Genomic DNA, 9,885 nt, shown 5'->3' on the forward strand with positions numbered 1-9,885 from the left:
TAATTCATGAATTACCCCTACTAACGATAATTAATGGAGAAAATGACGTATTCCTGTTAATACCATCACTAATCCTAATTCATTAGCTGCCGCAATGGAATCCTTATCTCTTAATGAGCCTCCAGGTTGTACAATGGCTTCAATACCTGCGGCGGCGGCGGTACGCACAGAGTCATCAAAGGGGAAAAACCCATCACTGGCTAAATATCCCCCTTTAGTAGATTCTCCTGCTTGTTCTAAGGCAATTTTAACCGAACCTACTCGATTCATTTGACCTGCACCAATGCCTAATGTAGTACGATTTTTAGTGATGACAATGGCATTAGATTTAACGTGCTTTGCCACTTTCCAAGCTAACAATAATTCAGCTAATTGTTCAGGGGTGGGTTGTTTTTCTGTAACAATTTGCCAGTTATCAGGGACATCTACTACATCATCAGAGTCTTGCACTAATAACCCTCCCGCGATCGCTTTTACAGTTTGAGAAGGGCCATTTTTGAGATCAGGTAATAATAAGACTCTGACTTTAGATTTTTTGCTGATAATTGCTTGTGCTTCTTCGCTACAACTTGGAACGACGACACATTCTAAGAAAGTTTTCGTTAATTTTTCGGCTGTTTCCCCATCTAAGGGTTGATTTAAGGCAACAATACCCCCAAATGCTGAGATAGAGTCCGCATTAAAGGCTTTTTCATAGGCATCTGCCAAACTATTTCCGACAGCAACACCACAGGGGTTAGTATGTTTAAGAACGGCGGCTGCGGGTTCTTTAGGGTCAAATTCGGCAATAATACGTCTTGCTGCTTCTAAATCAACTAAATTATTGTAACTAAGTTCTTTTCCCTGTAATTGAGTTGCTGCTGTCCAACCTGACGCTTTTGTACCTGTTTGATACCAGGTAGCATTTTGATGAGGATTTTCCCCATAACGTAGGGTTTGAAAAGCTGTTCCTGAAACCGTAAAACGAGTAGGTAAAGTAGTCTCTGTCCCTGTTGAAAGACTGGCAAAATAGTTAGTAATTGCCCCATCATAAGCATTAGTTAAAGCAAAGGTTTCACCTGCCATCTTTTGCCGAAAACTTAAAGAGATTTCTCCATTATTTGCTCGTAATTCTTGCAAATAATCTTCGTAATATTTAGGATTAGATAAAACAGTCACATGAGCAAAGTTTTTCGCTGAGGCACGAAGTAAAGTCGGGCCACCAATATCAATATTTTCAATGGCTTCTGCTACCGTTACATCAGGCTTAGCAATAGTCTGTTCAAAGGGATAAAGATTAACAACTACTAAATCAATGGGACGAATATTGTTAGCCGTCATGTCTTCTTGATCTTGGGGAAGATCTCGCCGTCCTAAAATTCCCCCATGAATGCGCGGATGAAGGGTTTTAACTCGCCCTCCTAAAATTTCTGGTGATCCTGTATAGTCGCTAACTTTAGTCACAGTTAATCCAGCTTCCTGTAGTGCTTTTGCTGTTCCACCACTACTGATTAATTCAAAGTCGAATTCTTCAACTAATTGACGGGCTAAATCGAGAATTCCTGTTTTGTCTGATACACTCAGTAGGGCTAACCGTGTCATCAATTAATAATCTCTCTAATCAACTATTACTAATTGTTATTATCCTACGACTCAGTTAGGGTTATGGTCTAATTTTAGGATTAAATAAGATTAAGCACAACCTTTGTATTGATCAACTTGTGATCGCAAAAAAATCAATGATCCGTAAGCGATGCGCCAATTCTGCCTAAAATGGGTGTTAGAACAAGAGGCGAAACCATGTCAAAGAATAACAATGGCGGTCTATTCGTGGTAGGAATGGTAATCGGTGGATTACTTGGTACTGTTACCGGAATCTTAATGGCCCCCCGTTCAGGAAGAGAAACCAGACGTATTATTAAAAAATCCGCTGATGCTTTACCCGAAATGGCCGAAGATTTATCAACGACGGTACAACTACAAGCCGATCGCCTGTCGGAGTCGGCCCAGAAAAATTGGGGAGAAACCCTAGTCCGACTGAAAGAAGCGATCGCTGCGGGTATTGAAGCGACTCAAACCGAGATACCCGAAACCTCTTTGCCCCGTGACATTACGTCAGATGTTAGCCCCTCAGACAATAATCCTTAGAGCAAAACAATTGTGAGTGATCCCCTATTTTGGCTTGGATGTTCTCTTTTACTCGTCGCTGTCAGTCTGACTGCAGTCTTAGTGGCGGCTTTACCTGCCCTACAAGAATTAGCCAGGGCTGCCCGGAGTGCAGAAAAATTGTTTGATACCCTAGAACGAGAATTTCCTCCCACCTTAGAATCAATTCGCCTGACAGGGCTAGAAATTAGTGAATTGACTGATGATATTGATAGTGGGGTAAAAAGTGCCTCAGACATCGTTAAACAGGTGGATCAAAGCTTAAATAGTACCCGGCAACAGGTAAACAAGGTACAACAAGGAACCCGTCGTCTTGCTAGTGGGGTTAAAGCGGCTTTGCGAACTTGGAACCGTTCCCCCTACCAAAAAATTAAAGAGGAGAAACCTTAACTTTTATGTAAAAAATTGTAAAGAAATATAATATTGATTAAGATTTATTTAATTGTTGACGACCTTCTTAAGTTCTATTCCCATGCAGAAACCTGGCCTGAAACGTTTTTTCATCACCCTTGTTACTTGTGTTCTCAGTCTTGCTATTTTAGTTTTTTCACCAAAACCAGCCTTAGCGGTTAATAATCCAGAGTTATTACCGGAAATTGTTACCCCTGTAGTTGATTTAGCTAATTTTCTCCCCGATCCTCAAGAATCCTCTTTGATTAATGAGATCGAAACCTTTGAACAGGAAACAGGATGGAAACTTCGAGTCTTAACTCAATATGATCGCTCTCCTGGCCGTGCGGTGATTAATTTTTGGGGACTCGATGACAAAAGTATCCTTTTAGTGGCGGATTCTCGCGGTGGCAACATCCTTTCCTTTAGTATTGGGGATGATGTCTATGAATTATTACCCCGCACCTTCTGGATTGAATTACAAGCCCGTTTTGGCAATATGTACTATGTCCGAGATAATGGGGAAAATAATGCCATCATGAGTTCATTAAATACCGTGAAAGGCTGTTTAGTTAAGGGCGGCTGTGGGGTAGTGCCTGGTTTACCCAGAGAACAATGGATTTTGACCCTAATTACTTCCATTGTCGGGGGATTAGTCTTTGGGTTCGCCGGAATTCCTCGTAACAAAGATCAAGTCTTTGCTTGGCAATGGGTTTTGATTATCTCTCCGCTTTGGGGTATACTTTTTATCGCTTTCGGCATTGGGCCGGTGGTAACAAGAACTTCTGATTGGTTGCCCTTGTTTCGCAATGTGATGGGCTTTGCCTTGGGGGTATTAGTGGCTTATCTATCTCCCCTGCTTAACCAACCTACACCCTCTAATACTAATACTTAATCCTGTGTGCTAACTATGGAATGGCACCTAACTGATGCCCAAAGTCTGGCCATGATTGATGGTGAAATCGGTGAGACAGCTTTCTCTCCGGCTGAATATGAAATTATCCGTCGGGTGATTTATCAAACCGCCGATTTTGACTATCTTTCTTTAATTCGTTTTTCTGAACGCGCCTTACAATCAGGGGCCGCTGCCTTAGCGGCCCGTAGTACCATTGTGGTAGATGTGCCAATGGTACAGGTGGGTATTGTGCAAAATCTTCAGGAAAGCTTTGCTAATGCGGTTTATTGTAGTACCCAAACCATTACCCGTCCCCAAAAAACGCAAACAAAAACCGCCTGGGGGATCAAAACCTTGGCTAAACGTTATCCTGAAGCTATTTTTGTCATTGGGGAGTCCCAAACGGCTTTGACAGCTTTGGTGGAATTAGTTGAAGATGAAAATATTAAACCTGCTCTGGTGATTGGCACTCCGGCGGGGTTTATTGGGGCAGATGTGGCTAAACAAAGGCTACATGATGCCCAAGTTCCCTATATTACGGTCGATGGAAGGAAGGGTAGTGCTGTGGTAGCGGTGGCCATTGTTAATGGGTTATTAGATTTAGCTTGGCAAGCTTATGGACAAATAGGAAATGGGGCGAGTTAAGCTGTTAAGCATCTAAATTACTTGTTAAGACTGCACTATAAATTCATCAATAATTAGAGGAATTAAGCATAAGGGCGCAAGTAGAAATTACGCCCATCAGGATAAGTTTAACTCAGTCTAAGATTCAGTCACTGCCTGGAATTTTTCAGAGCAATGGTGGGGAATTTTTATATTCTAGCCCTTGTAAATCTTGTAAATTTCCCGTAGACTTTTCTAAGGGTTGGACTTCTTCAACAGCAGAAGTTGGTGAATCATTGGCTAAGACAGCAGGGAGAGAAGCCACAATCATGCTGAGAAGCATCATACTGATGAGGGCAGGTAATATATAGTTAATGAGTTGAAGAAGATTCATAGTCATTGACGTGAATACCCCAAGATAAGTACAAGTACCAGGCGACGTGCCTAACTTCCTACGATACTTAAAATTTCAAAAGATGCAATCACCTATCCCTGACAAATCAGAGAAACACGATAAATTATGTTAAGAAAGGCTCTCTCTCCTAGCCATTCCTCAATGTTAAGCTCAAAATAAACTAACGTGGAACTGAAACAGGTTATTATTGCCCATAAAGCCGGAGATGCCCAAAGTAAATCATGGGCCCAAACCTGCGCTCGACAATTAGAAGCCCGTAACTGTAAAGTCTTAATGGGACCCAGTGGCTTTAAGGATAACCCCTATCCGGTATTTCTCTCCTCAGCTACGGAAAAAATCGATTTGGCCATCGTTTTAGGGGGTGATGGGACAATTTTAGCCGGGGCCCGACAATTAGCCCCAGAAGGTATCCCTATCTTAGCGGTGAATGTGGGGGGACATTTAGGGTTTTTGACGGAACCTTTTGAATTATTTCAAGATACGGAACAGGTTTGGGATCGTCTCCAAGGCGATCGCTATGCTATGTTACAACGGATGATGTTAGAAGCGCGGTTATTTGAAGGCGATCGCCGCAACCCTCAAGCAAGTAGTGAGCGTTTTTATTGTCTTAATGAAATGTGTGTTAAACCGGCCTGTGTTGACCGAATGCCCACTGCTATCTTAGAAATTGAAGTAGATGGGGAAATTGTCGATCAATATCAAGGAGATGGGTTATTAGTAGCGACTCCTACGGGTTCTACTTGTTATACAGCTTCGGCCAATGGCCCGATTATTCATCCTGGAATGGATGCGATCGCCGTAACTCCTATTTGTCCTCTGAGTTTATCGAGTCGTCCTATTGTTATTCCTCCTGGTTCTGTTGTCGATATTTGGCCCTTGGGTGACTATGAATTAAATACGAAATTATGGACGGATAGTTGTTTAGCGACTTCTATTTGGCCGGGACAATGGGTATCAGTTAGAATGGCGAGTTGTATGGCGAGATTTATTGTTTTACGGGAGAATTATTCTTTTTATCAAACCTTAAGAGAAAAGTTACAATGGGCCGGGGCGAGAATTCGTTATGATAATAATCATCGGGTTTCTTAATCTTTTATACATTGTCTTCTTTGTAGGGGTCAACGGCCGTTGACCCCTACTGGAGTTTAACCAGTTCCATGAATATCAAGTTGAGAGAAACTGCGTAAAGAATCTAGTTTCCATATTTTTTGCCTACAGATTGAATGTTCATCCACATAAAATTGATAAGTGTTGGGATCTTCTTTCTCGTTAATACTTTTATATTTTTTATAGCAATAAAGACGATATTTTTCAAGGCTGACTTTTTCCAGAGAAATTAAAGCAGCATCAATTTCTAATGAACAACGACTACTATCATCCTGCTGTTTGGTTTCTGTTAGGTGTAAAATTTGATTTATTTTGTCCAGAGATTGAGATGATTGTAAGATTTTTTCCTGTAATTGAGTGATTAGGGTATTAGAATCTAAGGAGTTTTTATCAGTAATTTGCTGCTCTATTTCTAAAATTTGTTGCCATAAAAACCGATAATGAGCTAAACTAAAGAAAAGATTTTTAGCTTCTAATTTATTCAAAATTTCTTGACGGTATTCAGGATAATGAAGATAAATTCTTAATAGGGTTTTTTCTGCTTCTTCTAGCAAACTATCTTCAGAAGTATTAGCAGCTTTGAGGGATAAAGATGATTGTTTTGCTGAAGATGTTCTTTGGGGTTTACTCAGTTGGGTTTCTAATTTCTTGAAATAAGGAGTTAATAGTCTTACTTCTCCTTGACTGAGAATTTCTGCACAATATGCTGTATAGTAAGCTCGCTTATTACTATCGGTTAAACGGTTTAATAACCTTACCATTTGTTGGGCAATTTGTTCAAAATCATCGGCTTTTTTAAAGTTTCTATCTACTAATAATTGTTGAATTTGCCAGTCAAACCAAAGAGGCGCATTTTCAATTAATTTTTGATATTGTTCTAATCCATCTTTATGAGTTTTGATGAATTCATCAGCATCTTTCCCATCAGGAAGATTCAATATTTTTAGGTTAACTTGACCCGAATAAATTAACGATTCAATATCATTAATTGCTCTTTCTGTCGCCTTAATTCCAGCTTTATCTGCATCAAAATTAAAGATAACTTGTTTTGATTCTGTATACCTTAATAACTGTTTTAATTGTGCTTGGGTAAAGGCAGTTCCCAAAGAAGCAACGGTATTGGTAATTCCTACTTCATGAAGGGCGATCGCATCGAAATAACCTTCTACAACCACCGCTTTATCAAAAGATCTAATACTATTTTTTGCTTGATCTAAGGCAAATAATGTCTGACTTTTATCAAATAAAGGGGTTTCGGGAGAGTTAAGATATTTCGGTTCTTCATCGCTTAAGGTTCGTCCTCCAAACCCTATAATACGCCCTTGAATATCTTTAATCGGAATCATCAAACGATCCCGAAATCTATCATAATATCCACTACCTTTTTGACGAGATTTAATTAATCCTGCTGCTTCAACTATGGCAACAGGATAACGTTTTTGTTCCACTAAATAACGATAAAGAGTTTCCCATCCTGCGGGAGAATATCCTAACTGAAACTGTTGAATAGTTTCTGATTTTAATTGCCGTTTTGTGGTAAGATAATTAAGAGATATTTCGCCTTGAGGTTGAGAAAGTGCGTGTTGATAAAAGTTAGCAGTGACCGCTAATATTTCGTAAAGTTGTTCCCTTAAAGAGAGTTCTTTTTGTAATTCTTGACGTTGTTGGGGTTCCAAGGTTTTGATCGGAACTTGATAGCGTCTTGCTAATTCAAAAACAACCTGACTAAAAGATTGTTTTCCCACTTCCATGAGAAATTTAATCCCATTTCCCCCTTCTCCACACCCAAAACAATAATAAAGTTGTTTACTCGGACTAACACTAAAACTAGGAGTTTTTTCATCATGAAACGGACATAACCCTACATAGTCTTTTCCTCGTTTTTTAAGCACCACATAATCAGAGATGACATCATAAATGTCAACCCGTTGTTTAACTTCTTCGAGGGTATCAGGATGTAAACGAGGAACGTCCATTTTTCAGATTCAGGGAACTATAATAAAAGTAAGTTAGAAATCAAAGGAAGTCAGGGTTATGAGTTTAACTTTAACACAAAGTCTCCAGCAAATTGAAACCCTTCTTAGTTTATCTCAAATACAAGATAATGACCCTGAACAAGTATTAATAATGAATAATGAATAATTGCTGAAAAGTTGTTACATAAAAAAGATTTAACTATTTTTTTAATTCAATCAATAGTTAAATCTCCTGAAAATAACCAATAACAGGACAAAATTATTTATTTATTGAGACGTATTAACTTGATTTTCTGCTGCTGTAACACTACGTTCAAAATAAGTACCAGGTTTTTGAAATTTAACCTTTGTGGTTGCTTCTCCTCCCTTTAAATTAGAGAACTCTTGTTTTTCTTCCCTCACAAACTTAGCGATGGTTTTATGAAGGGTTATTCTAGTATTTTCACTAACATTTCCTAAAGGTTGGGGTAAGACCTTATCTCCTATAAAAATAAAAGCTAACCCTAAGACAAGACTAACATTAAAAATCGTTCCTAACCGAATGACAATTCTCACAGTCAACTCCCCAATAATTGCTAAACTATTTTTATCGTTAACTTGGTTATAACCCGTTTATTAATGATTAGTCTGTGAAATTTATTCAAGTATATTGTGAACTTCATCCAGTTATCTTGTGATATGAATCAAACCTAATCTACAATATTGGTAGAGGGACAAAGGTTTTGAGCATCTTCCGAATTTTCAACAAGAAGATGAGATTACGCAGTTTTGAGTTTATCTCAGGAGGATAGGGTCTTTCCCCTAATTTTTCCTGAATTTGAGCATATTCTGCTGCGGTTAAGGGTTCTCCGTCTATTCCTGACCTTCCCTCCGTAATAATTTCCATTCGCAAGACTTCTTCAGGAACGTCCTCTGGAGGGGGTAAAGCGACTCCTACCTCTAAACCGATCATTTGTAAGGCTAAACTTATCGGTATGACCTTGTAAAATGCTGGATATCTCATGTTTATTCTTACCTTGGTGACAACCCTGGGGGTAACGTTTCTCCACAACTGCTATGAATTGTAACAATTCTTTCAAACAACCAAGGGTAAGTGTGGCGATAATGAGGAATTAATGCCAGGGGACTGAGTAACGCTGCTGCGGCTATATCTGCCACGCTCAGGCGATCGCCTACCAAGTAAGGCTGAGTCTGCCAGTAGGATAACACATCCATGGCCGTTTCTAAGCGTTGGCTGGCTAATTCGACGGTCGCGGGGGTAATACCATATTGACGACGAACGATATTAATTACCAGTTGACTGAATAAAGAGGGATCGATAGATTTGCCTTCCCCTGCCCTAAAATGATAATAGACAAAACGGGTTGCTGTCCCTATACTTTCATCTAACCAGTCTTCTAATAACCATGCTTGGGTTTGTTGGGTAGTGTCGGTTGGGATGATTGGGGGGTCAGGTTGATAAATTTCTAGATATTTAAAAATACGGGTTGAGTCTGCAACTGCTTGGGGTTCTCCTGTTTTTTGGGGTAATAAAACAGGGATAGTTGTTAACCCTGTTAGGGGTTTTAGTTTCAAAATATGTATTCCTGGGGTCAAGTTTTCGACTTGATAGGGAATCCTTTTGTATCCTAATGCTAATCTGGCTTTTCGACAATAATGAGAGGTGCTAAATTGTAGGAGTAACATAGATGAATGGAGTTTAAAGTCTTATTATACAAAGCTTATAAAAATTTAGTAAACTCTAAAGGTTCCACTCTAGAAACTTTATTAATATCGTAATTAGTAATAAAAATTTCTTTCCCTTGATAACGGTTACTTTTATAACCATCAGCAAGCTTTCTATTATTTTTCTGATCATCGGTTTGACTGATTGTATAATTCCATTGGTTATCCTGAATTGAGGTACACCATTGATACATTTCTCTGATCTCAGGAACATTGTCATAAGTAATGAGAAACCTAAATTTTGAAGCATTTTTTTTCAATACGTTGTTTAAGCGATAATGATCGTCTAAATTAAAACTACAGGAATAAAATTTGTCTTGATCTGCACCAAAATATGGCGGATCAATAAATAGAAAAAAATCCTCTTCAATGGACTCTATTACTTCTTCAAAATCTAGGGATAAAAACTGAACTGATTGTAATCTTTCAGAAGTCGTTCTTAGATGCTTTGGCCAATTTTCAGGACGCATAGAATATTTTTCACCATATCCCCAACAACAATTAAGTAGTCGGACATAAATAAACAACACTATGTTAAGAACTATTAAGGAGACAAGCAAGCTGTTAACTCATACTGAAACAATCAGGAATTTTCTTGGCAGAAAAAGTCAGATAAATATCGAAACTAA

The 9,885-nt window shown here is 38.9% G+C and carries 12 protein-coding genes; 5 read left to right on the top strand and 7 right to left on the bottom strand.

Annotated features, from left to right (window positions below; genetic code table 11):
* Window positions 1-30: 30 nt before the first annotated feature.
* Entirely contained in the window at window positions 31-1,581 is a 1,551-nt protein-coding gene (gene purH, locus VB715_RS20640; protein ID WP_323303078.1) for a bifunctional phosphoribosylaminoimidazolecarboxamide formyltransferase/IMP cyclohydrolase, read from the bottom strand.
* Between the two features lie 198 nt (window positions 1,582-1,779).
* Between purH and VB715_RS20645 the strand changes: the two genes are divergently transcribed.
* The 4 genes from VB715_RS20645 (at window position 1,780) to VB715_RS20660 (ending at window position 4,075) form a co-directional block, all read left to right on the top strand.
* Complete coding sequence (locus VB715_RS20645) at window positions 1,780-2,127, top strand: YtxH domain-containing protein (protein ID WP_323303079.1); 348 nt, start codon at window positions 1,780-1,782, stop codon at window positions 2,125-2,127.
* A gap of 12 nt (window positions 2,128-2,139) precedes the next feature.
* Window positions 2,140-2,535, top strand: coding sequence for a DUF948 domain-containing protein (locus tag VB715_RS20650; protein WP_323303080.1), 396 nt, complete (start codon window positions 2,140-2,142; stop codon window positions 2,533-2,535).
* 82 nt (window positions 2,536-2,617) lie between these two features.
* Window positions 2,618-3,430: a TPM domain-containing protein gene (locus tag VB715_RS20655; RefSeq protein WP_323303091.1), complete on the top strand. Its 813-nt coding sequence runs from the start codon at window positions 2,618-2,620 to the stop codon at window positions 3,428-3,430.
* 15 nt (window positions 3,431-3,445) lie between these two features.
* On the top strand, window positions 3,446-4,075 hold the full coding sequence (locus VB715_RS20660) for a precorrin-8X methylmutase (RefSeq protein ID WP_323303081.1): 630 nt from the start codon (window positions 3,446-3,448) through the stop codon (window positions 4,073-4,075).
* 145 nt (window positions 4,076-4,220) lie between these two features.
* Here the strand turns inward: VB715_RS20660 and VB715_RS20665 are convergent, their stop codons facing one another.
* Window positions 4,221-4,433: a hypothetical protein gene (locus tag VB715_RS20665; RefSeq protein WP_323303082.1), complete on the bottom strand. Its 213-nt coding sequence runs from the start codon at window positions 4,431-4,433 to the stop codon at window positions 4,221-4,223.
* A gap of 180 nt (window positions 4,434-4,613) precedes the next feature.
* On the opposite strand from VB715_RS20665, the gene VB715_RS20670 reads away from it, so the two are divergent.
* Complete coding sequence (locus VB715_RS20670) at window positions 4,614-5,537, top strand: NAD(+) kinase (protein ID WP_323303083.1); 924 nt, start codon at window positions 4,614-4,616, stop codon at window positions 5,535-5,537.
* A 56-nt stretch (window positions 5,538-5,593) separates the two neighbouring features.
* Here VB715_RS20670 and dnaG read toward each other — a convergent pair whose 3' ends face one another.
* From dnaG to VB715_RS20695, 5 genes are all read right to left on the bottom strand, one after another.
* On the bottom strand, window positions 5,594-7,531 hold the full coding sequence (gene dnaG / locus VB715_RS20675) for a DNA primase (RefSeq protein WP_323303084.1): 1,938 nt from the start codon (window positions 7,529-7,531) through the stop codon (window positions 5,594-5,596).
* A 267-nt stretch (window positions 7,532-7,798) separates the two neighbouring features.
* On the bottom strand, window positions 7,799-8,086 hold the full coding sequence (locus VB715_RS20680; protein ID WP_323303085.1) for a hypothetical protein: 288 nt from the start codon (window positions 8,084-8,086) through the stop codon (window positions 7,799-7,801).
* A gap of 139 nt (window positions 8,087-8,225) precedes the next feature.
* Window positions 8,226-8,534 carry a hypothetical protein gene (locus tag VB715_RS20685; protein ID WP_323303086.1) on the bottom strand — a complete coding sequence of 103 codons (309 nt, stop codon included), beginning with the start codon at window positions 8,532-8,534 and terminating at the stop codon, window positions 8,226-8,228.
* Window positions 8,535-8,542: 8 nt separating this feature from the next.
* Window positions 8,543-9,217: a glutathione S-transferase family protein gene (locus tag VB715_RS20690; RefSeq protein WP_323303087.1), complete on the bottom strand. Its 675-nt coding sequence runs from the start codon at window positions 9,215-9,217 to the stop codon at window positions 8,543-8,545.
* 35 nt (window positions 9,218-9,252) lie between these two features.
* The gene (locus VB715_RS20695) at window positions 9,253-9,726 is read right to left on the bottom strand and encodes a hypothetical protein (protein ID WP_323303088.1); all 474 of its coding nucleotides are present in this window, start codon (window positions 9,724-9,726) and stop codon (window positions 9,253-9,255) included.
* Between the last annotated feature and the right edge of the window lie 159 nt (window positions 9,727-9,885).

It is taken from the genome of Crocosphaera sp. UHCC 0190, assembly GCF_034932065.1.
In the GTDB taxonomy this organism is placed as follows: Bacteria; Cyanobacteriota; Cyanobacteriia; order Cyanobacteriales; family Microcystaceae; genus UHCC-0190.

Excerpts from the sequence above, each read along its gene's own strand:
- VB715_RS20655 (WP_323303091.1), top strand. The coding sequence starts at position 2,618 with ATGCAGAAACCTGGCCTGAAACGTTTTTTCATCACCCTTGTTACTTGT.
- VB715_RS20660 (WP_323303081.1), top strand. The coding sequence starts at position 3,446 with ATGGAATGGCACCTAACTGATGCCCAAAGTCTGGCCATGATTGATGGT.
- VB715_RS20645 (WP_323303079.1), top strand. The coding sequence starts at position 1,780 with ATGTCAAAGAATAACAATGGCGGTCTATTCGTGGTAGGAATGGTAATC.
- VB715_RS20695 (WP_323303088.1), bottom strand. The coding sequence starts at position 9,726 with ATGCGTCCTGAAAATTGGCCAAAGCATCTAAGAACGACTTCTGAAAGA.
- VB715_RS20665 (WP_323303082.1), bottom strand. The coding sequence starts at position 4,433 with ATGACTATGAATCTTCTTCAACTCATTAACTATATATTACCTGCCCTC.
- dnaG (WP_323303084.1), bottom strand. The coding sequence starts at position 7,531 with ATGGACGTTCCTCGTTTACATCCTGATACCCTCGAAGAAGTTAAACAA.
- VB715_RS20690 (WP_323303087.1), bottom strand. The coding sequence starts at position 9,217 with ATGTTACTCCTACAATTTAGCACCTCTCATTATTGTCGAAAAGCCAGA.
- purH (WP_323303078.1), bottom strand. The coding sequence starts at position 1,581 with ATGACACGGTTAGCCCTACTGAGTGTATCAGACAAAACAGGAATTCTC.
- VB715_RS20685 (WP_323303086.1), bottom strand. The coding sequence starts at position 8,534 with ATGAGATATCCAGCATTTTACAAGGTCATACCGATAAGTTTAGCCTTA.